This window comes from Streptomyces sp. NPDC058576 (assembly GCF_042718715.1).
GTDB lineage: Bacteria > Actinomycetota > Actinomycetes > Streptomycetales > Streptomycetaceae > Streptomyces.
The window spans coordinates 1-22,086 of the sequence record NZ_JBHXPF010000090.1 but is presented as its reverse complement, the minus strand read 5'-3'; the positions used below and the strand labels follow the sequence as shown (position 1 = coordinate 22,086).

The 22,086-nt window shown below is 72.6% G+C and carries 19 protein-coding genes and 1 other RNA gene; 3 read left to right on the top strand and 17 right to left on the bottom strand.

Going from position 1 to position 22,086, the window contains the following annotated elements; genetic code table 11:
• A partial coding sequence (locus tag ACFWRV_RS34375; protein ID WP_384339840.1) for an AraC family transcriptional regulator occupies window positions 1-831 on the bottom strand: 831 nt, incomplete at its 3' end.
• A gap of 49 nt (window positions 832-880) precedes the next feature.
• Between ACFWRV_RS34375 and ACFWRV_RS34370 the strand changes: the two genes are divergently transcribed.
• Window positions 881-1,357, top strand: a complete 477-nt coding sequence (locus ACFWRV_RS34370; RefSeq protein ID WP_384339839.1) for a DUF2000 family protein — start codon at window positions 881-883, stop codon at window positions 1,355-1,357.
• Between the two features lie 115 nt (window positions 1,358-1,472).
• On the opposite strand, the gene ACFWRV_RS34365 is transcribed toward ACFWRV_RS34370, so the two are convergent.
• The 6 genes from ACFWRV_RS34365 to ACFWRV_RS34340 all read right to left on the bottom strand — a co-directional run bounded on the left by ACFWRV_RS34365 (window position 1,473) and on the right by ACFWRV_RS34340 (window position 8,902).
• Window positions 1,473-1,754, bottom strand: coding sequence for an HU family DNA-binding protein (locus tag ACFWRV_RS34365; RefSeq protein ID WP_003968811.1), 282 nt, complete (start codon window positions 1,752-1,754; stop codon window positions 1,473-1,475).
• Window positions 1,755-2,130: 376 nt separating this feature from the next.
• A complete protein-coding gene (locus ACFWRV_RS34360; protein WP_384339838.1) occupies window positions 2,131-3,567 on the bottom strand; it encodes an NAD-dependent malic enzyme in 1,437 nt (478 codons plus the stop codon).
• Between the two features lie 395 nt (window positions 3,568-3,962).
• The gene (locus ACFWRV_RS34355) at window positions 3,963-6,350 is read right to left on the bottom strand and encodes a HelD family protein (protein ID WP_384339837.1); all 2,388 of its coding nucleotides are present in this window, start codon (window positions 6,348-6,350) and stop codon (window positions 3,963-3,965) included.
• A 228-nt stretch (window positions 6,351-6,578) separates the two neighbouring features.
• Window positions 6,579-7,589, bottom strand: a complete 1,011-nt coding sequence (locus ACFWRV_RS34350; protein WP_384339836.1) for an anti-sigma factor family protein — start codon at window positions 7,587-7,589, stop codon at window positions 6,579-6,581.
• A complete protein-coding gene (locus tag ACFWRV_RS34345) occupies window positions 7,586-8,173 on the bottom strand; it encodes a sigma-70 family RNA polymerase sigma factor (RefSeq protein WP_063739458.1) in 588 nt (195 codons plus the stop codon). Before ACFWRV_RS34345 ends, ACFWRV_RS34350 begins: the two co-directional genes overlap by 4 nt.
• Window positions 8,174-8,239: 66 nt before the next feature.
• Window positions 8,240-8,902, bottom strand: coding sequence for a CGNR zinc finger domain-containing protein (locus tag ACFWRV_RS34340; protein ID WP_384339835.1), 663 nt, complete (start codon window positions 8,900-8,902; stop codon window positions 8,240-8,242).
• A gap of 121 nt (window positions 8,903-9,023) precedes the next feature.
• On the opposite strand from ACFWRV_RS34340, the gene ACFWRV_RS34335 reads away from it, so the two are divergent.
• A complete protein-coding gene (locus ACFWRV_RS34335; protein ID WP_384339834.1) occupies window positions 9,024-9,668 on the top strand; it encodes a GNAT family N-acetyltransferase in 645 nt (214 codons plus the stop codon).
• On the opposite strand, the gene ACFWRV_RS34330 is transcribed toward ACFWRV_RS34335, so the two are convergent.
• From ACFWRV_RS34330 to ACFWRV_RS34300, 7 genes are all read right to left on the bottom strand, one after another.
• Window positions 9,601-10,173: a GNAT family N-acetyltransferase gene (locus ACFWRV_RS34330; protein ID WP_384339833.1), complete on the bottom strand. Its 573-nt coding sequence runs from the start codon at window positions 10,171-10,173 to the stop codon at window positions 9,601-9,603. The genes ACFWRV_RS34335 and ACFWRV_RS34330 overlap by 68 nt on opposite strands.
• A 100-nt stretch (window positions 10,174-10,273) precedes the next feature.
• Window positions 10,274-11,416 (bottom strand): uroporphyrinogen-III synthase, encoded by a 1,143-nt coding sequence (locus ACFWRV_RS34325; protein WP_384339832.1) that lies wholly within the window; start codon window positions 11,414-11,416, stop codon window positions 10,274-10,276.
• Between the two features lie 172 nt (window positions 11,417-11,588).
• The gene (locus ACFWRV_RS34320) at window positions 11,589-12,920 is read right to left on the bottom strand and encodes a nitrate/nitrite transporter (protein ID WP_384339831.1); all 1,332 of its coding nucleotides are present in this window, start codon (window positions 12,918-12,920) and stop codon (window positions 11,589-11,591) included.
• A 165-nt stretch (window positions 12,921-13,085) separates the two neighbouring features.
• Window positions 13,086-14,267: an acyltransferase family protein gene (locus ACFWRV_RS34315; RefSeq protein ID WP_384339830.1), complete on the bottom strand. Its 1,182-nt coding sequence runs from the start codon at window positions 14,265-14,267 to the stop codon at window positions 13,086-13,088.
• On the bottom strand, window positions 14,264-16,414 hold the full coding sequence (locus tag ACFWRV_RS34310) for a glycosyltransferase (RefSeq protein ID WP_384339841.1): 2,151 nt from the start codon (window positions 16,412-16,414) through the stop codon (window positions 14,264-14,266). Before ACFWRV_RS34310 ends, ACFWRV_RS34315 begins: the two co-directional genes overlap by 4 nt.
• An 87-nt stretch (window positions 16,415-16,501) precedes the next feature.
• Window positions 16,502-17,191, bottom strand: coding sequence for a hypothetical protein (locus ACFWRV_RS34305; RefSeq protein ID WP_384339829.1), 690 nt, complete (start codon window positions 17,189-17,191; stop codon window positions 16,502-16,504).
• Between the two features lie 160 nt (window positions 17,192-17,351).
• Window positions 17,352-18,323 carry a LysR family transcriptional regulator gene (locus tag ACFWRV_RS34300; protein ID WP_384339828.1) on the bottom strand — a complete coding sequence of 324 codons (972 nt, stop codon included), beginning with the start codon at window positions 18,321-18,323 and terminating at the stop codon, window positions 17,352-17,354.
• Window positions 18,324-18,425: 102 nt separating this feature from the next.
• Here ACFWRV_RS34300 and ACFWRV_RS34295 point away from each other — a divergent pair, with 102 nt between their 5' ends.
• Window positions 18,426-19,763: an MFS transporter gene (locus ACFWRV_RS34295; protein WP_384339827.1), complete on the top strand. Its 1,338-nt coding sequence runs from the start codon at window positions 18,426-18,428 to the stop codon at window positions 19,761-19,763.
• Between the two features lie 51 nt (window positions 19,764-19,814).
• On the opposite strand, the gene ssrA is transcribed toward ACFWRV_RS34295, so the two are convergent.
• The 3 genes from ssrA to ACFWRV_RS34280 form a co-directional block, all read right to left on the bottom strand.
• Window positions 19,815-20,202: a transfer-messenger RNA gene (gene ssrA, locus ACFWRV_RS34290) on the bottom strand.
• A 99-nt stretch (window positions 20,203-20,301) separates the two neighbouring features.
• A complete protein-coding gene (gene smpB / locus ACFWRV_RS34285; RefSeq protein ID WP_097934728.1) occupies window positions 20,302-20,790 on the bottom strand; it encodes an SsrA-binding protein SmpB in 489 nt (162 codons plus the stop codon).
• 18 nt (window positions 20,791-20,808) lie between these two features.
• Complete coding sequence (locus ACFWRV_RS34280; RefSeq protein WP_384339826.1) at window positions 20,809-21,996, bottom strand: S41 family peptidase; 1,188 nt, start codon at window positions 21,994-21,996, stop codon at window positions 20,809-20,811.
• Window positions 21,997-22,086: the final 90 nt, after the last annotated feature.

The window sequence follows — 22,086 nt, the reverse complement described above, 5'->3', positions numbered from 1 at the left end:
CTCCTGGAGGCCTTGGAGGCCTTGTGAGCGGGCGTGGCGGGCGTAGCGGCCGGGGGTGGTGCCGGCGATCCGCTTGAAGTGCCGGGTCAGGTGGGACTGGTCGTGGAAGCCCACGGCGGCGGCCGCCTCGCCGGGCGGCACCCCGTCGAGCAGCAGCCGGCGGGCCCGGTCGACGCGGCGGGACGTCACGTACTGGTGCGGCGCGATGGCGTAGGCCGCGCTGAAGGCCCGTACGAGGTGGGTCGGGTGCGCGTGGACCAGGCGGGCGGCCTCGGCCAGGGTGACGCCCTCGCGCAGCCGCTCGTCCAGGAGCTCGCGCAGGTCCCGCGCCACGCCCGGGCCCGGCTCCGGGCCGGCCGGGGAGTGCCCGGGGCGCAGGTGGCCCCGCAGCCGCTCGCCGACGAACGCCAGGCGGCTCTCCGCCTCGAACGCGTCGCCCGGGTCCGAGAGGGCGGTGTGCAGCTGCCCGACGCGGGTGCGCAGCAGCGGGTCGGCGAGGTCCGGGGTGTCCACGGCGGGCCCGATGAGGCCCGCGTCGAGCAGCGTCATGTCGAGGTAGAGGACGCGTTTGCGGAAGCCGTCGGCGGTCGCGGGCGAACCGTTGTGCGGGACGCCCGGCGGCAGGAGGCTCACCGTGCCGCCCGGGGTGGCGCGCTCATGGCGGTCCAGGTCGTAGCGGACTGCCCCGTCGTCGACGATCAGGAGCGTCCAGGCGTCGTGGACGTGCATGGGGTAGGCGTGGGCGGTGAAGCGGGCGTGGAAGACCTCCACGACGCCGGCGACGTCCGGTCGCCAGGCCGAGACCTCCTGCGGGCGGGTCTCCCGGGTCACGTCAAGAACGTACAAGACCCCGCCCGGGTCCGGCGGCCAGTCTCGGACCATGGAAGACACGACGACGGAAACCGCCACCACCACGGAACCCGCCCCGGCCGCCGGGACCGCTCCGGTCCGCTTCGACACGAAGGTCGCGGTGCTGCTCCGGGACGACCTGGAGACCTGGCAGCGGCTGAATGTGACCGCCTTTCTGATCAGCGGTCTGGGGACGGCGGTGCCGGAGGTGATCGGCGAACCCTACGAGGACGCCGACTCCACCGGGTATCTGCCGATGATCCGGCAGCCCGTTCTGGTCTTCGAGGGGTCGAAGGAGACGATGACCGCCGCGCACGCCAAGGCGCTGTCCCGGTCGCTGACGACGGCCGTGTTCACCGCGGACCTGTTCGGCACGGGGAACGACCGGGACAACCGGGCGGCCGTACGGGCGGTGGGCCGGGACGCGCTCGACCTGGTGGGGCTCGCCGTGTACGGGCCGCGCAACGCCGTGGACAAGGTCCTCAAGGGCGCGCGGATGCACCCGTAGCCTCCCGGGGCCCCGGGAGGGCCCGGGGCGCCTGTGCGGGGCGCATGTGCCCCGGGCATACGCAAGGGCGGCCACTCCTGGTCGGGAGTGGCCGCCCTCGTTGCGCCTTTGGGGGTTACTTGCCCTTGGCGGCTTCCTTGAGCTTCGAGCCCGCGGAGACCTTCACGCTGTAGCCGGCGGGGATGTTGATCGGGTCGCCGGTCTGCGGGTTCCGAGCGGTGCGAGCGGCACGGTGGGTGCGCTCGAAGGTCAGGAAGCCGGGGATGGTGACCTTCTCGTCGCCCTTGGCGACGATCTCACCGACGGTCTCGGCGAGCGCGGCCAGCACGGCGTCGGCGTCCTTGCGAGTCACCTCGGCGCGGTCGGCCAGGGCGGCCACCAGCTCACTGCGGTTCATGTTGTTACTCCCGTGTTCTTCTTGCCTGTGAGGCGTGAGATCGAAGCCGATGCTGCCAGGGCCCTCTGACAGTCCCCGGACCCGGGTCTGATGTCAGACCCTCTCGCCCGATTACGCATCCTGCCCCCACCAGCGGCGGGAAAGCCAATCCGGAACCCTTCGGGGTCAATGAAAAGCGCCACGGTTTGCTCGTGGTGACGCTCCGTCGACTTGGCCGAGCGGTCCGCAGCGGATGCCGGGCCCCGCAGGGCCCACTGCCCGCCCACCCTAAAGGGGCGTTTGGGGCGCCGCGACCCGCGACGCGCCGTACGGCACGGGCGGGTGCGGCCCGGGGTACTTCGCGCGTACCCCTCGAAAGGGCCCCGAAACGGCTGGGTCAGATGGTCGCGGCGGGGTCGACCGCGGTGGCCCCGGCGGCCTTGGCGGCGGCCCGGACGGCTCCGGCGACCGCGCCCGCGACCTTGTCGTTGAAGACCGAGGGGATGATGTAGTTCGCGTTGACCTCATCCTCGGCGACCACGTCGGCGAGGGCTCCGGCGGCGGCGAGCATCATCTCCGTGTTGACGGTGCGGGACTGGGCGTCCAGCAGACCGCGGAACACACCCGGGAAGACCAGCACGTTGTTGATCTGGTTGGGGAAGTCCGAGCGGCCGGTGGCGACGACCGCGGCCGTCTGGCGGGCGATCGCCGGGTCGACCTCGGGGTCCGGGTTCGCGAGCGCGAACACGATCGCACCGTCCGCCATCGCGGCGACGTCGTCGCCGTTCAGGACGTTCGGGGCGGAGACGCCGATGAAGACGTCGGCTCCGACGACGGCCTCCTTGAGAGTGCCGGTGACGCCCTCGGGGTTGGTGTTGTCGGCGATCCAGCGCAGCGGCGAGTCGGGGTCGGCCGCGACGAGGTCCTCGCGTCCGGCGTGCACCACACCGTGGATGTCGGCGACGACGGCGTGCTTGACGCCCGCGGCGATGAGCAGCTTCAGGATGGCCGTACCGGCCGCTCCCGCGCCGGACATGACGACCCGTACGTCTCCGGTGTTCTTGCCCACCACGCGCAGGGCGTTGGTGAGGGCGGCCAGCACGACGATCGCGGTGCCGTGCTGGTCGTCGTGGAAGACGGGGATGTCGAGGGCCTCGCGCAGCCGGGCCTCGATCTCGAAGCAGCGCGGCGCGGAGATGTCCTCCAGGTTGATGCCCGCGAAGCCCGGGGCGATCGCCTTGACGATCTCGACGATCGCGTCGGTGTCCTGGGTGTCCAGGCAGATCGGCCAGGCGTCGATGCCGGCGAAGCGCTTGAAGAGGGCCGCCTTGCCCTCCATGACGGGCAGCGAGGCCATCGGGCCGATGTTGCCGAGGCCCAGCACCGCGGAGCCGTCCGTCACAACTGCGACGGAGTTGCGCTTGATGGTGAGGCGGCGCGCGTCCTCGGGGTTCTCGGCGATGGCCATGCAGACCCGGGCGACGCCGGGGGTGTAGATCATCGAGAGGTCGTCACGGTTGCGGATGGGGTGCTTCGACGCCATCTCGATCTTGCCGCCGAGGTGCATGAGGAACGTACGGTCGGAGACCTTGCCCAGCACGACGCCCTCGATGTCGCGCAGACCTTCGACGATCTCGTCCGCGTGCGAGGTGGAGGTGGCGGCGATGGTGACGTCGATCCGCAGCTTCTCGTGGCCGGATGCGGTCACGTCGAGGCCGGTGACCGAGCCCCCGGAGGACTCCACGGCCGTGGTGAGCTGGGAGACCGCGGTGCCGCTCGCGGGCACCTCCAGCCTGACCGTCATCGAGTACGAGACGCTGGGCGCCGTTGCCATGGCCGAGTCCTTCGCTTTCCTTAGCTTCATTGCCGCACATCCGGAACCCACGCTCCGGATGCGCCTCCCGATCGTCGCACCTACCGGCTGGTAGCCGGTAATGACTGCCGTCTTTCGGAAAGTAGTTTCCACCATACGAGAAGTCACCCGTTCGGCGGAACCCCCAAGGGACTCCAGAAACAAGAACAGACCCGCGCCACCAGCAGGTGACGCGGGTCTGTCATCTTCAGTTGAGTGGCACCGACCCGCCATGCTCGCCTCGCGGCAAGTGGTCGCTCGAAGCGACGAAGGTTGGGCCCGGGGGCTTGGATCGAGCCGGTGCCAGTACCACGGTAACAAACACCCCGGAGAAGTGATTCCCGTACGACAGGTTGACTCGCCGAACCCTCACGGCGTCAGTCCCTCAGCAGGTCGGGCACACCGTCCTCGTCCGGCATGTCCCGCTCCCCCGAGACCACCGTGAGCTGCTGCGTCGCCCGGGTCAGCGCCACGTACAGCACCCGCAGTCCGGCCGGGGACTCGTCCGCGATCTCCGCGGGCGAGACGACCACCGTGGCGTCGTACTCCAGGCCCTTGGCCTCCAGGCTGCCCAGCGCCGCCACCCGCTCCCCCAGCTCCGCGAGCCACTCGCGGGCCTGGGCGCGCCGGTTCATCGCGACGACCACGCCGACCGTGCCGTCCACCCGCGCCAGCAGCCGCGCTGCCTCCTCGCGGACCGTGGCGGCCAGGTCCCCGCCGCGCACCGGCTCGAAGCGCGGCACCACCCCGGTCGAGCGGACCGCGGCCGGGGACTCCATGCCGGGCATCGCCAGCGCCAGCACCTTGGCGGCCAGCTCGGCGATCTCCGCCGGGTTGCGGTAGTTGACGGTGAGGGTGAAGCGGCGGCGCGGCCGGGAGCCGAGCGCCTCGTCCCGGGCCGCGGCCGCCTCGTCCGGGTCGGACCACGAGGACTGGGCCGGGTCGCCGACGATCGTCCAGGTGGCGTGCCGGCCGCGGCGGCCGACCATGCGCCACTGCATCGGGGTGAGGTCCTGCGCCTCGTCGACGATGACGTGGGCGTACTCGGTGCGCTCCGCCGCCAGCCGCTCGGCCCGCTCCCACTGGGTCTCCTCGCGCTGCGGCATCAGCTCCTCCAGACCGGTGAGCTGGTCCAGCGGGTCCGCCTCGCGCTTGCGCTTGGGCCGGGCCGGGGTGCCCAGCAGCGCCTGGAGCTCGTCCAGGAGCGCCACGTCGTGGACGGAGAGCGGCCCGTCGCCGTCCGGGTCCAGACGCTTCAGGGAGCGGGCCAGACGGCGCGTCTCGCCCTGGTTGAGGATGCGCCGCGACCAGCGGGCCAGCCGCCGCTCGTCGGCCATCGCGGCCAGCACCCGGCGCGGCTTCAGCTCGGGCCACCAGGCGTCGAGGAACTCCAGGAACGGGGTCTCGGTGGAGACGTCCTCGTCGAACGACGAGCGCAGCTCCGCCACCAGCTGGGGATCGGTGTACCGGCCGCGTCCGGAGGACTTGCTCCACAGGGCGTCCAGCAGCAGCTTGCGGGCGCGCGGACGCAGCAGGTTGACCGGGGCGGTGCCGCCCAGCACGTTGTGCCGGATGCGCCGGAGCTCGTCGGCCTCCAGCTCGACCCGGGTCCCGAAGGCGACGACACGCAGCCGGTCGGGGGTGGCCGGGGCGGCCGTCGGGCCGTCCCCCGGCTCCTCGCCGAAGGAGAGCTGGCCCGTCTCCGCGCGCGGTGCGGCGGGCCGGCCCTGCTCCAGCGCGCCCCGGGCGGCCTTGCGCAGCACGTGGAGCATGCGGGAGGAGCCCTTGATCCGGGCCACGGCAGGCTCGTCGTACGCGGTGGCCCCTTCGAGGCCCGCCGCGTCGTCGGAGAGCGAGCCGATCGCGCGGATCGCGACCTGGCCCTCCTCGCCGAGTGCGGGCAGCACCCCTTCGGTGTACGCGACCAGGAGCGGGGTGGGCGAGACGATCAGGATGCCGCCCGCGTACCGCCGCCGGTTCTGGTAGAGCAGATACGCCGCCCGGTGCAGGGCGACCGCGGTCTTGCCGGTGCCGGGGCCGCCGGTGACCTCGGTGACGGACGCGGCGGGGGCCCGGATGACCAGGTCCTGTTCGGCCTGGATGGAGGAGACGATGTCCCGCATGGTGTGGCTGCGGGCCTGGCCGAGCGCCTCCATCAGCGCGCCGTCCCCGATCACCGGCAGTTTCTCGCCGTCCAGGAACGCCGTCAGCTCCGGGCGCATCAGGTCGTCCTCGACCCCGAGGACCTTGCGGCCCTTGGAGCGGATGACCCGGCGGCGTACGACACGGCCCGGGCCCTTCGGGGTGGAGCGGTAGAACGGGGCGGCGGCCGGGGCCCGCCAGTCGATCACCAGCGGCGCGTAGTCGGCGTCCAGGACCCCGATCCGGCCGATGTGGAGCGTCTCCGCGATGTCGGCGGTGGCGTCGTCGCGTACGGAGTCGTCGGCCGGCTCGACCGAGGTGTACGCGCCGTCCGGGCCGCGCTCCCCGTCCTTGCCGAGCAGCAGATCGATCCTCCCGAAGAGGAAGTCCTCGAACTCGCTGTTCAGCCGGTTGAGGTGGATCCCCGCCCGGAACACCTGGGCGTCCCGCTCCGCGAGCGCGCCGGGGGTACCGACCTGGCCGCCCTTGACGGCGTCGGTCATAAGGAATTCCGCCTCGTGGATCTTCTCTTCGAGGCGGTGATAAACACGGTCGAGATGCTCTTGCTCGACACCGATTTCCCGGTCCCGCAGCGATTCGACAGCGGCATCCTGCGCGGCCACCGAGGCCCCCTTCTTAACAGCACTGGGCAGCCGTCAACCTTATAGCGAAGGGGGCCCGAGCGCACCTGCCGACCGGGGCCTGTCGTCAAACCGCCGTCATTGCCCGGAAGGCGGCCGCGCGGAGTAGGGAGCGTGCGTGCCCGGCGCGGCGCGGCACGCGGCAGTTCGACGACCGGCCCCGGGGACGATCGCGCGTCGCGGCGGAGCCGGCGGCCGGCCCCACCACGCTCAGGCTCCGATCTCCACCAGCCGCTCCCCGTCGAAGGTCCGCACCTCGAAGCGGGCGATGTCCTCGCGGTCCATCGCCGCCCCGCCGTGCACGTACAGCGGGGCCTTCGCGGTCGGGTTCGTCGCGCCCTCGATGCCGTACCCCCACTGCGGGACGGACCAGGAGGTGACGACCTCCTCCTCACCGGTCTTGGAGACGGCGACCAGATGGCACTTCTGCGGTCCTTTGACGTTCTTCAGCTCCAGGACCGTGTGGGTGCCCCAGGCCTTCTCCTCCATGCCGACGGTCGCGCCGACCCGGGTGGTGGGGTCGGTCGCCGAGACCTTCTCCGTCATGTGCTGGAAGAAGGCGTCCTCGGCCGGGCTGGTGGGGTGCGGGTCGCCCGCGGCCACCGATCCGCCGCCCCGGTCGTCGCCCGCCGTGACCGCGAACGCGGCGACCGGGCCGCCGATGATCAGGGCGGCGGCCGCGGCCACCCAGTAGCGGCTGCGCCGGGTGCGGCGGTGCCGCCTGTGCGCGACCTCGTCCATCAGCCCGCCGAGCAGCCGGGGCGCGGGCCGCTCGGGCACGTGGGGTACGGGACGGGCTCCGGGCACGGCGGCGGGCGCCTCGGAGAGCATCGCGAGCATCGGCTCCATCCCCGCGAACTCGTCGAGATGCGCGGCGCACCGGGCGCAGCCCGCGAGGTGGGTCTCGAAGGCGGTCGCCTGGGCGTCGTCGAGGATGCCGAGGACGTACGCGGCGGCCGCGTCGTGCTCGGACCCCTCGGACCCTCCGGACCGCGGGCCGGGACCGGCGCCGGGGCCGTAGGGGCCGGAGTGGCGCGGCGGGCCGGAGTGGCCGGGTGGGCCGGAGTGGCGCGGCGGGCCTGAGTGGCCGGGGGCGCCGGAGAGATGCGCGGGCCCTGAGGGGTGTGCAGGACCCGCGGGATACGGGGGACTTGAGGGACCGGACGGCGTGCGGTGGCCGGGAGGCCGGGGCCCGAACGGCTGCCACTGCTGGTCGCTCATGCCGTGATCCCCCTCTCTTCGAGTGCGAGCTTCATCGAACGGAGTGCGTAGAACACCCGGGACCGCACGGTCCCGCTGGGGACGCCGAGCACTTCGGCGGCCTCGTTGACCGTACGTCCCTTGAAGTAGGTCTCGACCAATGCTTCCCGGTGCGCGGGGGTCAAATCTTCGAGCGCGTCCGAGAGCGTCATCAGCCACAGCGCCTTGTCGATCTCGTCCTCCGCGGGAATGACCTCCAGCGGCGACGGATCGACCTCGCGCGGCCGGGCCTGCCGGCTGCGGTGGTTGTCGATGACGATGCGCCGGGCGACCGTCACCAGCCAGGGTCGGACGGAGCCGGTGGCCCGGTTGAGCCGGCCGGCGTTCTTCCAGGCACGGATGAGCGTCTCCTGCACCACGTCCTCGGCCCGCTGGCGGTCGCCCGCGACGAGTCGGAGCACGTACGCGAGCAGCGGCCCGGCGTGTTCGCGGTACAGCGCCCGCATCAGTTCCTCGTCCGGTATCCCGGAGGGGGACGGGGGCGGCTCACTGCGATGTCGAGCCCTGTGCGGACGGTCATCGGCCACGGCCGCATCCTTGCGCACCCGAACCTCCCGGTCGAGACCTCTGAAACGAGCTCTTCGGCCATCGATACGGGGGCGGGGCGCGGTTCACTCAACGCCGGGCGGAATTTCTTTTTCCGGGCTGTACGCGTCGGGTTCCCCCGTGCCGCACACCTCGGGCGCCCTCGTGGTCCTGCGCCGGTGCCGGGCGACCCGTTCGCGGTTGCCGCAGACCTCGCCGGAGCACCACCGCCGCCGCCCGCCGCGCGAGGTGTCCAGGTAGAGGCGGCGGCAGGCCTCGCCCTGGCAGCGGCGCAGGGCCGCCCGCGCGACCGGGTCGGTGAGCAGGTCCACCGCGTCCCGGGCGACGGCGGCGAGGAGCCCCGCGCAGTCGGGCGCGGTGCTCAGGGTCCGCACCAGGTCGCCGTCCGCGCCGCGCACCGCGCGGGGGCCGGGAGGGGCCCCGGACGCCAGGGAGTTGACCCGCTCCAGCGCTCCATCGGCCGGCGGACCGCCGAGCTGAGCGTTCATCAGGCGCTCGACCGCCGAGCGCAGTTCGCGGAACCGGGCGACCCAGGTGCCGTCCAGTCCCGACAGCGCGGTGTCCGGCGGGACGAGCCGGGCGTCGGTCAGCCACTGGGCCAGGCGCTCCGGCCCGTCGAGCTGTTCGCAGGTCCCGGGCGCTCCGCCCGCACGCTCCGTGGCCACCAGATCGAGGCAGATCCGCCCCGCGTCGAACCGCCACATCCGCGCACCCCTGCCCGCCGACATGCTCCCGCTCACCGCCTTGGGTCACCCGGTGGAACGACCACCCCCAGAGTGCTCCTGTCGGGGCCCGGCCGGAACCCCCGCCGCCGTCCCGGTGCGGGCCCTTCCCCGTACCGTGGCGGCCATGGATCACGAGGGGGAGGCACGCATGGAGCCGTACGACGGGAGCGCCGTGATCGACTCCGGGGACCTGCGGCTGCGCCGGTGGCGCGCGGAGGATCTGCCGGCGCTGCTGCGGGCGTACGACGATCCGGCGATGCGGCGGTGGCTGGCCATCCAGGTCTCCGGGGCGGACGGGGCGGCCGACTGGCTGGAGGCGCAGCGTAGGGGATGGGTGGCGGGCACCCGCTACGGCTTCGCCGTCACGGAGAGCGGGCGGGAGGGCGAACTGCTCGGCAACGTCGTGCTGAAGGGGCTGGATCCGCTCAACGACTCTGCTGAGGTGGGCTATTGGACGACAGCCCCAGCACGCGGCCGGGGCGTGGCATCACGGGCGCTGACGGCACTGACCGACTGGGCGTTCGCGACCTTCGCCGAACAGGGCATGAAACGGCTGGAGTTGCTGCACCAGGTGGACAACACGGCCTCGTGCCGGGTGGCGGAGAAGTGCGGATACGCGATGGCGCGCGTGATCCCCGCGCTGCCGCCCGACTATCCGCTGGACGGCCATGTGCATGTGCGGGAGGCCCCGGCGGCGACGCTCAGCCGGCCGGTGGGTCGTCGTGCAGAAGCCGCTGGAAGAGATGGTGGTCGCGCCAGCCTCCGTTGATGTGCAGATAGCCGGGGGCCGTGCCGACCTGCTGGAACCCGGCCTTGGCCAGCACCCGCTGGGACGGGGTGTTGTCGGTGACGGTCGCCGCCTCGACACGGTGCAGACCGAGCCGGTCGCGGGCCGCCTCGCAGACCGCGCCGACGGCGGCGGTGGCCAGCCCGCGTCCGGCGTGCGCCTCGTCGACCCAGTAGCCGAGGCGGCCGTTGCGGAACGGGCCCCGCTCGATGCCGGAGAGCGTGAAGCCGCCGATCACCCGGTCGTCGGCGTCCGCGAGCACCCAGGGCATGGCCCGCCCGGCGTCCCGGTCGGCCAGCAGCGCGGTGAGCCGGGCGGCCTGGCCCTCGACGGTGTAGAAGGACTCGGGGCGCAGGGGTTCCCAGCGGCGCATGTACGGGCGGCTGCGGGTGAGGGCCGTGGCGAAGGAGGGCGCGTCGGTGAGCGCGGCGGGGCGGAAGGCCACGTCCGGGGCGAGCGGGGCGAGCAGGTGGGTGCGGTCGGTCATCCGGTCACGCTAGCCGGGGCGGCCGGGGGCCTCCGCAGGGCCCCCTCGGCGGCCGACGCCCGGAGACGAGGGACCGGCCCCGGACCTCCGTACGGGCCTCTCAGCGCCCGTACTTCGTGTCCGCCGCCGGGTCCAGCGCCAGCCGGTAGCCCCGCTTGACGACCGTCTGGATCAGCCGCGGCACGCCCAGCGCCGAGCGCAGCCGGGCCATCGCCGTCTCCACCGCGTGCTCGTCGGAGCCGCTGCCGGGCAGGGCCCGCAGCAGGTCGGCGCGGGCCACCACCCAGCCGGGGCGGCGGGCCAGCGCGTGCAGGAGAGCCATGCCCGCGGGCGGCACCGCGCGCAGTTCGTCGTCGACGAGGACGGCGTGGCCCCGGATCTCGACGCGGTGACCGGCGACGGGCAGGATGCGGGCGGTTGCCGGGAGGTGGGCGCACATCAGCTGGACCAGGGGGCCGAGCCGGAAGCGTTCCGGCTGGAGGGTGGCGATGCCGCGGGCCTGGAGCGGGAGTGCGGTGACCGGTCCGACGCAGGCGACCAGCACGTCGTCGCGCAGGGCGCCGAGGACTTCGGGAAGCAGCCCGCGGGTCTCGGCGCGGCCGAGGAACGAGGCGGCGGCGGGGGCGCTGGTGAAGGTGATCGCGTCCAGGCCCCGGGTGGCGGTGACGTCGAGCATGCGGTCGAGCGGGGCGAGGTCCTGCGGGGGCATCCAGCGGTAGACGGGGACGACGACGACCTCGGCGCCCGCGGCCGTCAGGGACTCGACGAAACCGGGCAGCGGTTCGCCGTGCAGCTGGAGGGCGATCCGGCGGCCGGCGACGCCTTCGGCGAGAAGGCGGTCAAGGACCTCGGCCATCGATTCGGACCCGGGCGACCAGGCCTCGGTGAGTCCGGCGGCCCGGATGGCGCCCTTGACCTTGGGTCCCCGGGCGAGGAGTTCGACCCCGCGCAGGGTCTCCAGCAGGGCGTCGCCGACGCCCCAGCCGTCGGCCGCCTCGATCCAGCCGCGGAAGCCGATCGCGGTGGTGGCGACCGCCACGTCGGGGGCGTGGCCGATCAGCTCCTTGGTGGCGGCGAGGAGCTCGCTGTCGTCGGCGAGTTGCACGATCCGCAGGGCGGGGGCGTGCAGGACGGCGGCCCCGCGGCGTTTGAGGAGGGTGGCGAGCTCCTCGGCGCGACGGGCGGCGGTCACCCCGACGGTGAAGCCCGCGAGGGGGCCGTGCGTTGTGTCGTCGTCCTGCATGGCGTGTTCCCCGGCTCCCGTGTTCCCGCTCGTACGCGATGTTCCCGCTGGCACGCGATGTTTCCGCTGGTACGCGATCTGCGGAGGCCCGAGCCTGCCAACGGTGCGTGACAGGCTCGGTTCCCCCGTATTTCCCGGCCGTTACGTCGCACGACGCCGAACCGTGCCGTTTCTACACCTCCGCGTAGCCGAGCTGGGCCCGTGCGGGCACGGGCGCGGGGCGGCGAAGGTATACCGCCCAGGTGAGCGTGAGACACACGCCGTAGAAGGCGAGGAAGGACCAGAAGGCCGCCGTCCCGGTGCCGGATGACTGGAAGGACTGGCGGAAGGCGAGGTTGATGGCCAGGCCGCCGAGTGCGCCGACGGCCCCGATGAGGCCCATGGCCGCGCCGGAGAGCCGCCGTCCGTGGGCGGCGGCCGCCTCGCCGTCGAGGCCCCGGGCCAGCGCCTTGGTGTGGAAGATGCCGGGGATCATCTTGTACGTCGATCCGTTGCCGAGGCCCGTGAGGACGAACAGGGCGGTGAAGCCGGTGAGGAAGACGGGCAGCGAGGCGGTCCCGGAGGCGTGGATGACGACGCCGGTGGCGGCGGCCATCGCGGCGAAGGTGGCCAGGGTGATGCGCGCGCCGCCGTACCGGTCGGCGAGCCGGCCCCCGACGGGCCTGATCAGGGAGCCCAGCAGCGGGCCGATGAAGGTGAGCGAGGCGGCCTGGAGCGGGGTCCGGCCGAACTGGGTCTGGAGCACCAGGCCGAAGGCGAAGCTGTAGCCGATGAACGAGCCGAAGGTGCCGATGTAGAGGATCGACATGATCCAGGTGTGCGGGTCGCGGACGGCCTCCAGCGCGGCCCCGGTGTCGTTCTTCACGGGCCGCAGATTGTCCATGTACAGGGCGGCGCACACGGCGGCCAGGACGATCAGCGGGAGGTACACGCCGAGGACGATCCGGGGGTGCGAGGCCCCCAGCGTGCCGACGACGAGCAGGCCGACGAGCTGGACGACGGGGACGCCGATGTTGCCGCCGCCCGCGTTCAGGCCGAGCGCCCAGCCCTTCTCGCGCAGCGGGAAGAAGGCGTTGATGTTGGTCATCGACGAGGCGAAGTTGCCGCCGCCGATCCCGGTGAGCGCCGCGACCGCCACGAACGTGCCGTACGAGGTCCCGGGCTCCATCACCCAGAACGCGGCCAGGGTCGGGACGAGCAGGCTCACCGCGCTGAAGACCGTCCAGTTGCGGCCGCCGAAGCGGGCGACGGCGAAGGTGTACGGCACCCGCGCCAGCGCGCCCACGAGGGTGGCGGTCGAGATGAGGAAGAACTTCCCGGCCGGGTCGATGCCGTACTCCGGTCCCATGAACAGGACCATCACCGACCACAGGGTCCAGATGGAGAATCCGATGTGCTCGGAGAGCACGGAGAACCACAGGTTGCGGCGGGCGACCCGTTCGCCCTTCTCCTGCCAGAACGTCTCGTCCTCCGGCTCCCAGGTCTCGATCCAACGGCCTGCCATCACGCGCCTCCACAGGGGGTCGGGGTGTTGTCCCCGACGCTAGGGAGCCCGCGTTTCGGCGTGGTGCCGCGAGGTGACCGGTGCGCAACCTTGCTCTCACCGGTCCCCTCCCGGCCCGGTGAGATGCGGTGTCCTCTCCTGCCGCCTGCCGCCTATCGCCTGCCCCTATCGCCTGCCGTCCGGCCAGAGCTGCGGCCGGCGCTTGGCGGCGACGTCCTCGGCCCAGCCGAAGGCGAGGACGCAGAGTGCGATGAGCGCCCAGGTGATCAGCAGGACGGGTGCCCAGCTCTCCAGCAGCCAGGGCACGTTCTCGCTGAGGGCGTCCACCGACCAGAGCCGGTCGTAGAGCGTGGCGGCGGTCAGGATGCAGACGTTGTGCCAGAGGTAGACGGTCACGGCCCGCGAGTTGAGCAGGGTGATCGGCCGGCCGAAGGCCCGCAGCCGCCGGGGCCACTCGGTCCAGGACGGGCTGTAGTGCAGCAGGAGCAGCACGCAGCCGAAGGACCACAGGGCCTGGGCGAGCGGGATGGAGTCCAGGTCGAAGCCGCTGCGGAAGCCCTCGTGGGCCGCCCACCACAGCCCCGCGCCCGCGAAGAGCGGGGCGAGCGAGGGGACGACGTAGGCGGGGAGCCGCCCCGGCACACCCTCCTGGTGGGCCATGCCGAGGACCCAGCAGGCGCCGAAGGTGGAGAAGTCGGTGATCGCGGAGTCGAGGCGGCCGGTGGTGGAGAACACCTCCAGGCGCATGACGACGGAGAGCGCCAGCGGCGCGAGCAGCGTCGGCCAGGGCAGTCGCCGCAGTCCGCGCAGGATCAGCGGGGAGAACAGCACGAACCACAGGTAGGCGCGGATGTACCAGAGCGGCCCGGCCAGCTCCTCCGGCCAGCCCGCCCCGAGGAATCCGGCGATGCCCGCCACGTCGTCCGCGTACGGCGGATCGCTGAGCGGCAGCACCCAGTACGCCAGGTGCTGCCACCACCGGCCCGGGTGGCCCTCGGCGTCCGGGCCCCAGCCCTGGGCGACCATGCCGGTGACGCCGATCGCGCCGAGCAGCCACAGCGGCGGCAGGAGCCGGCGGACGCGGCCCCGGATCACCTGGACGGCGGGGCGTTTCAGCGAGCGCGCCATCAGCGTCCCGGCCAGGGCGAACATCACGCCCATGGAGGGGAAGACGAGGGGCAGCCAGGCCCAGCCGGTCAGGTGGTAGAGGACGACCCGGAAGAGGGCGAGGGCCCGCAGCAGGTCGAAGTACCGGTCCCGGACTGGCTTTTGCGGCTTTACGGGGACGGGCTGCGCCGGGACCGCGGGGTCCGGGGCGGCGGCCCTCGGCAGGGGCGGGGCCGTCATACGAAGGGCCTCTCGTCGGCGCTGTCGCCGCGTACGGATCCGGCGGCGGCCGGTCTCGGGCGCTGGGCGGAGACACCGCCGGGGGCCTCCACCGCACCCGTGCGGCGCAGCTTCTGCCAGCGCAGCCGGCCGCCGGTGAGCGCGGTGATCCAGGACTGGAGCAGCACGACGTACATGAGCTGGCGGTAGAGGATCTGCTGGAGCGGCAGGGAGAGCAGGTGCGTCATGCGTTCCTTGTCCAGCCGGAACGCGTACGCGGCGCAGACCGCCTGGACGAGCAGCACACCGAACCAGGCGGCGACCGTCCTGCCGGTCGGGCCGAAGACGAGTCCGTACAGCAGGAACACGTCGATGAGCGGCGCGAGCAGCGGGGCGACGACCATGAACAGGGAGACGAACGGCAGCCCGACCCGTCCGAAGCGGCCCGAGGGTCCGCGTTCGATCACCGCGCGGCGGTGCTTCCAGATGGCCTGCATGGTGCCGTAACTCCACCGGTAGCGCTGCGACCAGAGCTGCTGCACGGACTCCGGGGCCTCGGTCCAGGCGCGGGCGTTCTCCGCGTAGACCACGCGCCAGCCGTCCCGGTGCAGGGCCATGGTGACGTCGGTGTCCTCGGCGAGGGTGTCCTCGCTCATCCCGCCGACCCGCTCCAGAGCCTCGCGGCGGAACGCCCCGACGGCCCCGGGGATGGTGGGCATGCAGCCGAGCACGTCGTACATCCGGCGGTCCAGGTTGAAGCCCATCACGTACTCGATGTGCTGCCAAGCGCCGATGAGGGAATCGCGGTTGCCGACCTTGGCGTTGCCCGCGACGGCTCCGACCCGGGGGTCGGCGAAGGGCTGGACCAGCTCACGGACCGTGGCCGGCTCGAAGACGGTGTCGCCGTCCATCATCACGACGATGTCGTAACGGGCTTGCTGGATACCGTTGTTGAGGGCGGCGGGCTTGCCCGCGTTCCGCTGGCGCACGACGCGTACGCGGGGCAGCCGCATGGCCTCGACGAGATCGGCGGTGCCGTCGGTGGAGCCGTCGTCGATGACGATGATCTCGATCGGGTGGTCGCCGGCGACCAGGGAGCGCACGGTCGCCTCGATGCACTCGCGTTCGTTGTACGCGGGGACCAGGACGGAGACCGGGCGGCTGAGGGGTTCGCCCCAACGGAAGTCCCGGCGGCGGACCTTGCGGGCGTGCAGGAAGGAGAGCAGCAGCATCAGGCCGAAGCGGGCGAGGACCAGGACGCCGATGACGGCGAGCCCGACGACCAGCACGCCGGTGATCCGCTCGGAGACGGCGACGGCGGAGACGAACGCCTTGCCCTTCCACAGCGCGGACCCGGTGACCGGGGTGTGCGCGCTGGGGGCGCCCAGGGCCGTGGTGAGGCGGGTGAAGGTGTAGCCCCGCTCCTTGAGGTCCGGCAGCAGGGTGTCGAGCGCGGCCACGGTCTGCGAGCGGTCGCCGCCGGAGTCGTGCATCAGGATGATCGCGCCCTTGCCGTCCTTCGGCGTGGCCCGTTCGACGATGGCGCGGGCCCCGGGGCGCTTCCAGTCCTGGCTGTCGGTGTCGGTGACGACGGTGAGGTAGCCGCGGCTGCCGATGTACTCCGCGACCGGCCAGGACGTGTTGTCCATGGCGCGCGAGAAGGAGGAGTACGGCGGCCGGAAGATCGAGGTGCGGATGCCGGCCGCGCCCGCCAGCGTCAGCTGGTTCTGCGACAGCTCCCAGTCGATGCGCTCGGTGGACTGGTAGGAGAGGTCGGGGTGGTTGAAGGTGTGCAGGCCGAGCTCGTGGCCCTCGTCGACCATCCGCCGGACCAGCTCGGGGTGGCGGGCGGCCATGGTGCCGGTGACGAAGAAGACCCCGTGGGCGTCGTACTCCTTCAGTTTGTCGAGCACCTTCGGCGTCCACACCGGGTCGGGCCCGTCGTCGAAGGTCAGGACGATCCGGCGGTCGGGGATGCGCAGGGTCTTCGCTTCACCGGAGCGGGCGTCGATGACGGGCCCGCCGGAGCGGATGTCCTTCGGCACCTCGTTGTGGTGGTCGGCGTCGCGGACCCGGTGGTCGGCGAGGATCTCGCTGTGCACGTATCCGCGCAGCATCAGCATCGCGAGCAGGGCGAGGAGAAGAGTCGTCGGCAGGAGGTAGCGCATGGGGAGCCTGAGCAGGCTCCGGCAGCGTGGCGCCTTCCGCTTCCTGACGTTCTTGCCGTTCCTGCCCCGCGTGGCGGGGTAGTTCATTTACGGGGCGCTCTCTTCTTGCACCGGCGGGTCGGGGTTCTCGGCGGGCGGGACCGTCGGGTCGGTCGGCTCCGGCTCGCCGGACGGCGGCGGGGGGTCGACCGGCGGTTTCGCGGTCGAGGTCGTGGGGGCCGGCTTCGTGGTCCTGTCCGCGCCGCCGCCCCCGGTGGGGCGGGACGGGTCCGCTGAGGCGGACGCGGAGGGGCGGCCCGCCACCCCGGCGGGAACGATCACGGAGGTGGCCGACGGAGTGGCGCCCTCGGGGACGCCGGACGCGGCGGCCGCCGGGGTGCCGGAGGCGCTGGGCCCCGGCTCCGGGGCGTCGTCGGACAGGTCGCCGTCATCGGCGTCGGCGCTGGGCTCGGGGAGCTCCTCGACCTGCCCCGCCTTCGCCTCCTCCTTGGGTCCGGAGAGGGGCAGCCAAGGGGCGCTGGAGTTCCCGCCGAGGACGGCGAGGACCAGCGTCACGGCGTAGCCGGCGCAGATCGTGGCCAGAATCCAGCCGAGGCGTCGGTAGGTCTTGCTGCGGCGGCCGCTCTCGTCGACGAAGACGGGGCCGTCGGAGCCGTCCGGCGGGCCGGGTTCGCCGGGTAGTTCGGTGAGTTGACGGCCCAGTCCGTCGAGTTGGATCGTCGCGTCGTTGGGCTCGTGCGTGTGCCCGGTTCTTTTGCTTTCACGCCAATTGTCCACAGGTGCAGCCATCCCCCACTCAGTGAATCAGGCGCACGGAATTGGCCGGTTCTTTACTGTCGGACTGGGCCCCCACCCGTCCACGAACCCGGCGTCCATGCACCCGGACGATGAAGGTAGCGCACGGCGTTGACGCCCACGTGCCCCTGAAAGAAGGTGATCAGGAATGGTCACGCATCAGTGCCAGATCGGTCTCGGGCAGCCAGGATCCGGACGGCCGGACCATCCATCCCTCGGCAAGGGACAACTGGGCCGTAGCGTGGCGTAGGGCGTCTACGCCGGGATGCCTCAGCCCCTTCCGCCAGACCAGCGACAGCGGCGAAAGCGGAATCGGATCGACGAGCGGCCGCAGCACCGTCCCGGGCAGCGGCGGAAAGTCGACGACGGCGAGCACGGGGTGTCCCCCCTTCGACATGACCCGCTGAAATTCGGCCACACCCACGGCGAGCGGTACGGGCGGGGCCATCACGATGTCCCACTCGGCGAACAACGATGCGGCGAGGTCGGTCCACTCCCGCGTCCGCTCGTTGCCGGCCCCCGCGTAGACGGTCTCTCCGGACAGCTCGGCCAGGGGGACGACCGCCCGCTCCGCGAGGGGGTGAGACACCGGCAGCATCAGGGCCATCGGCTCGTACCGCACGGGGTGCGTGGAGAGCCCCGCGCGCACCCCCGGGGCCAGTCCGGCGGCCCGGCCGAAGGAGGCGTCGAGCCGGCCGGCCAGGATCTCGGCCGCGGCCCAGGTGAGCCCGGACTCGAAGCGGGCCATCAGCTCGCACTCGGGCACCAGTTCGCGGGCGCGCGCCAGCACCCGGGCGGCGGTGGCCCCGTCGCTGTTCAGGTCGACGAGCAGCGGCCGGGCGGGCCCGCCGCTGAAGGCCCCGGCGAGTTCGGCGTGCGCGTCGAGCACCCGGCGGGCGTACGGCAGCAGGCGTTCGCCGTCCGGGGTGAGCGCGACCTGCCGGGTGGTCCGGACGAACAGCTCGGCGCCCAGCTCGCGTTCCAGCCGACGGATGTCCCGGCTCAGCGCCTGCTGCGCGACGAAGAGGCGGGCGGCGGCCCGGGTGAAGTGCAGCTCGTCGGCGACGGCGAGGAAGGCACGCAGGAGTCGGGGGTCGGTGTCGGCGGGAGGCACGCCGCGAATCTACCGCCTGGGCCCCATTCACAACACGTACGCGTGAATCGGTGCGCAGAAGGTGTTGGACCCGAGGGTCGGGGCACGGCGAGCCTTGGCCGTATGCCGATATCCCCTGCCGCCCGCCCGGAGACCGCACCCCGGCCCGTCCGCGCCGCCCGCCCGGACCGGGCCGCCGCGCCCCCGCCCGCGCCCCTGTTCGCCGTCACCGGCAGCCAGTTGGTCGCGGCCCCGCGCTCCGCGCCCGGGAGCACCGGGCGACGGCGGTCGTCTAACCCGTACCTCCGGCTGCTGGCGACGCCCGGGGCCCGGGCCTTCACGGCGGGCAATCTGATCGCCCGGCTGCCGATGGGGATGCTCAGCGTCAGCGCGGTCATCATGATCGCCGGGTCCCGGGGCTCGTACGCTCTCGCGGGGGCCGTCACCGCGACCGGGCTGGCCGCCACGGCGGTCGTCGCGCCGTTCACCGCCCGGCTCGTGGACCGCTTCGGGCAGGCGCGGGTCGCCGTGCCCGCCACCGCGCTCGCCGTGCTGGGTTCGCTGGCCCTGGTGCTGTGCGTGCACCACGACGCCCCGGCCTGGACCCTGTTCGCCGCGTACGCCGCGACCGCGACGACCCCGAACACCGGCGGGATGTCGCGGGCCCGCTGGGCGCATCTGCACCGGGGTGATCCGGCGGCCCTGCACACCGCGAACTCCTTCGAGCAGGCCGCCGACGAGCTGTGCTTCATGCTGGGCCCGGTGCTGGCCGCGGCTCTCTGCGGGGCGCTGTTCCCGGAGGCGGGCACGCTGGTGGGCGCGGTGCTCCTGATGACCGGCGTCCTGATCTTCGCGGCCCAGCGCGCCACGGAGCCGCCGGTCACCCCGCGCACGGAGACGGTGGCCTCGCCCCTGCGCACACCGGGGATGCCCGCGCTGCTGGCGGTGTTCCTCGCCACGGGCGCGGTGTTCGGAGCGCTGGAGGTGGTCTCCATCGCGCATGCCGGGGGCGCGATCCTGGCGCTCCAGGCGGCGGGCTCGTGCGCGGCGGGTCTGGTCTACGGTTCGCTGCGGCAGGCCCGGCACGTCCACCGCAGGCTGCTGCTGTGCCTGACCGGGATGACGGCGCTGATGACCCTGCCGCTGCTGGCCGCCGCCGGCTCGGCCTCGCTCCCGGTCCTGGCGCTCTGCCTGCTGCTGGCGGGGGCGGCGACCGCGCCCACCATGGTCACGGGCATGACGCTGGTCCAGCGGGCCACGCGTCCGGAGCAGTTGAACGAGGGCATGACGCTCTCGGTGACCGCGCTGCTGGGCGGGGTGGCGGCCGGGGCGGCGACGGGCGGCTGGCTGGTCGAGCACGCGGGGACGGTCCCCGGCTACGCGGCCCCGATGTCGGCTGCGGCCCTCGCCCTGGTCATCGCGGGAGCGGGCGCCCGGTGGGGACAGCGGCGGCGGACGTGAAAAAGCCGCTGCCCCGCGAGCGAACTCGCGGGGCAGCGGCCTACATGGGAATTGTGGAGATGGCGGGAATCGAACCCGCGTCCAACGGTGCGGAACCAGGGCTTCTCCGAGTGCAGTTCGCTGCGCTTTTCTCGGCCCCGGAGGTCACGCGAACAAGCCTCCGACAGGCCCAGCCACTGTTTGATTTCCTTCTCGGCCCCGTGGCCGGGCCGAGAAGTTTAGATCCCTAGTTGATGCCAGGATCCGGGTCGGGATCACCCCCGGGCTGACACTCCGCAGAGTCTTCGCTTAGCTGCTAATTAGGCAGCGAGGGCGAAGGCGGAGGAATCGCGCTTGGAATTGGCGATTATTGTTTGCGACATATGGTTTACGAGATCATTGCCGCTTCCTCGACTCGCTTCCCCTGCTTCGACATCCGCTGTCGAAACCGATCATCCCCATGTGGTGTTTTCAAAACGCGCACCTTCGCTGAGGTGCACGGCCCATCGTACGTGACCAACGCCGGACGATGCCAGCGTATTCCCCCGCCGGGGGTCCCTCAGGCGCTGCGCTGGCGCCGGCGGGCCGCCGAGATGGCGCGGTTCGTCTCCCTCGTGTCCTGCTTCTCGCGGAGCGTCTGCCGCTTGTCGTACTCCTTCTTGCCCTTCGCGAGCGCGATCTCGACCTTGACCCGGCCGTCCTTGAAGTACAACGCGAGCGGCACGATGGTGTGGCCCGTCTCCTGCGACTTCGACTCCAGCTTGTCGATCTCGGCCCGGTGCAGCAGCAGCTTGCGCTTCCGCTTGGCCGTGTGGTTGGTCCAGGTGCCCTGGACGTACTCGGGTACGTGGATGTTGTGGAGCCACGCCTCGTGGTCGTCGATCTGGACGAAGCCGTCGACCAGGGAGGCCCGTCCCATGCGCAGGGACTTGACCTCCGTACCCATGAGGACGAGACCGCACTCGTAGGTGTCGAGGATCGTGTAGTCGTGCCGCGCCTTCTTGTTCTGCGCGATCATCTTGCGCCCGGTGTCTTTTTCCTTCGCCATAGTGCGGTCATTTTCGCACTACGACCCACCCCCGAGGCCACTCAATACCGTCTCGGCCCGCTGCTGGGCCCTCTCGCGCACCACGAGGTCGGGTGTGATGCCCCTGCCGTCGACGTTGCGGCCGCCCGGAGTGCGGTAGTGGCCGACGGTCAGCTCGGCCACCGAGCCGCCCGGGAGCTTGCTGGGCATCTGCACGGAGCCCTTGCCGAAGGTCGGCGAGCCGACGGTGACCGCGCGGCCCCGGTCCTGGAGCGCGCCGGTCAGCAGCTCGGCGGCGCTCATCGTGCCGCCGTCGACCAGGACGACGACCGGCCGGTCCGTGTCACCGCCCGGGTCGGCGTACAGGGCGTGCTGATCGCCGCGCACGTCGTACGTGGCGACCAGGCCGCCGTCCAGGAAGGCGGAGGCGGCGACGACGGCCTCGGCGACGAGTCCGCCGGAGTTGGCGCGCAGGTCGAGCAGTATCCCGGCCCCGTCGGGGGCGTCCCGGACCGCGTCCCGGACGTCGGCTCCCGCGCCCTTGGTGAAGGCGGCGACCTTGATCAGGACCGCCGAGGCGGGCTCGGCGCCCAGCCGCCGCACGGTGACCGCCTCGGTGGTCAGCCGGGCCCGCTCCAGGGTCTCGGTCCAGCTCCGGCCGTCCCGGACCAGGCCGAGCCGCACCCGGCTGCCCTCGGCCGCTCCCGTACCGTCGCCGCGCAGTAACGCGACGACCTCCGCGACGGGGCGTTTGCCGACCGCGCGGCCGTCCAGGGTGCGCAGCAGGTCGCCGGCGCGGATGCCGGCCCGGTCGGCGGGACCGCCGGCCTGCACGCGGGAGACGGTGACGTCGCCGCGGGCGGTGCGCCGGGCGGAGAGCCCGATCCCGGTGTAGGTGCCGTCCAGCGCCTGCTCGAACTCCTCGTACTCCCGCTGGTCGTAGACCGCGCCCCAGCGGTCCCCGCTGCGGCTGACGACCTCCTCGGCGGCGTCCTTCACGGACTTCCCGTCGGCCTCGGCCTCGGCGGCGGCGTCCTCGATCTCGTCGCGGTCGACCGGAGCGACGGTGGAGGAGACGGCACGCGTCTGCGGGCCGGTCCCGGGATCGGGCTCCTGCGGCAGCGAACCGGTCGCGGCGGCGGTGGCGAGAGCACACCCGAAGACCAATGTCAGGGCTGCCCCGCGGCGGAGACCGCGGGGCCCGAAGCGGTGCGCAGAGCCCGACATGGCGACGAGTCTAGGACAAGCCTCCTGGGGCGGACGGGCACGCCCCCCGGCGCCCCAGGAGGCGGATGTCAAACCGTCAGATAGGTGCGC

What these genes read in the sequence shown, in the direction of transcription:
- ACFWRV_RS34370 (WP_384339839.1), top strand. Translation starts at nt 881, where the DNA reads ATGGAAGACACGACGACGGAAACCGCCACCACCACGGAACCCGCCCCG.
- ACFWRV_RS34365 (WP_003968811.1), bottom strand. Translation starts at nt 1,754, where the DNA reads ATGAACCGCAGTGAGCTGGTGGCCGCCCTGGCCGACCGCGCCGAGGTG.
- ACFWRV_RS34360 (WP_384339838.1), bottom strand. Translation starts at nt 3,567, where the DNA reads ATGGCAACGGCGCCCAGCGTCTCGTACTCGATGACGGTCAGGCTGGAG.
- ACFWRV_RS34350 (WP_384339836.1), bottom strand. Translation starts at nt 7,589, where the DNA reads ATGAGCGACCAGCAGTGGCAGCCGTTCGGGCCCCGGCCTCCCGGCCAC.
- ACFWRV_RS34340 (WP_384339835.1), bottom strand. Translation starts at nt 8,902, where the DNA reads ATGTCGGCGGGCAGGGGTGCGCGGATGTGGCGGTTCGACGCGGGGCGG.
- ACFWRV_RS34335 (WP_384339834.1), top strand. Translation starts at nt 9,024, where the DNA reads ATGGATCACGAGGGGGAGGCACGCATGGAGCCGTACGACGGGAGCGCC.
- ACFWRV_RS34330 (WP_384339833.1), bottom strand. Translation starts at nt 10,173, where the DNA reads ATGACCGACCGCACCCACCTGCTCGCCCCGCTCGCCCCGGACGTGGCC.
- ACFWRV_RS34325 (WP_384339832.1), bottom strand. Translation starts at nt 11,416, where the DNA reads ATGCAGGACGACGACACAACGCACGGCCCCCTCGCGGGCTTCACCGTC.
- ACFWRV_RS34320 (WP_384339831.1), bottom strand. Translation starts at nt 12,920, where the DNA reads ATGGCAGGCCGTTGGATCGAGACCTGGGAGCCGGAGGACGAGACGTTC.
- ACFWRV_RS34315 (WP_384339830.1), bottom strand. Translation starts at nt 14,267, where the DNA reads ATGACGGCCCCGCCCCTGCCGAGGGCCGCCGCCCCGGACCCCGCGGTC.
- ACFWRV_RS34310 (WP_384339841.1), bottom strand. Translation starts at nt 16,414, where the DNA reads ATGCGCTACCTCCTGCCGACGACTCTTCTCCTCGCCCTGCTCGCGATG.
- ACFWRV_RS34295 (WP_384339827.1), top strand. Translation starts at nt 18,426, where the DNA reads ATGCCGATATCCCCTGCCGCCCGCCCGGAGACCGCACCCCGGCCCGTC.
- smpB (WP_097934728.1), bottom strand. Translation starts at nt 20,790, where the DNA reads ATGGCGAAGGAAAAAGACACCGGGCGCAAGATGATCGCGCAGAACAAG.
- ACFWRV_RS34280 (WP_384339826.1), bottom strand. Translation starts at nt 21,996, where the DNA reads ATGTCGGGCTCTGCGCACCGCTTCGGGCCCCGCGGTCTCCGCCGCGGG.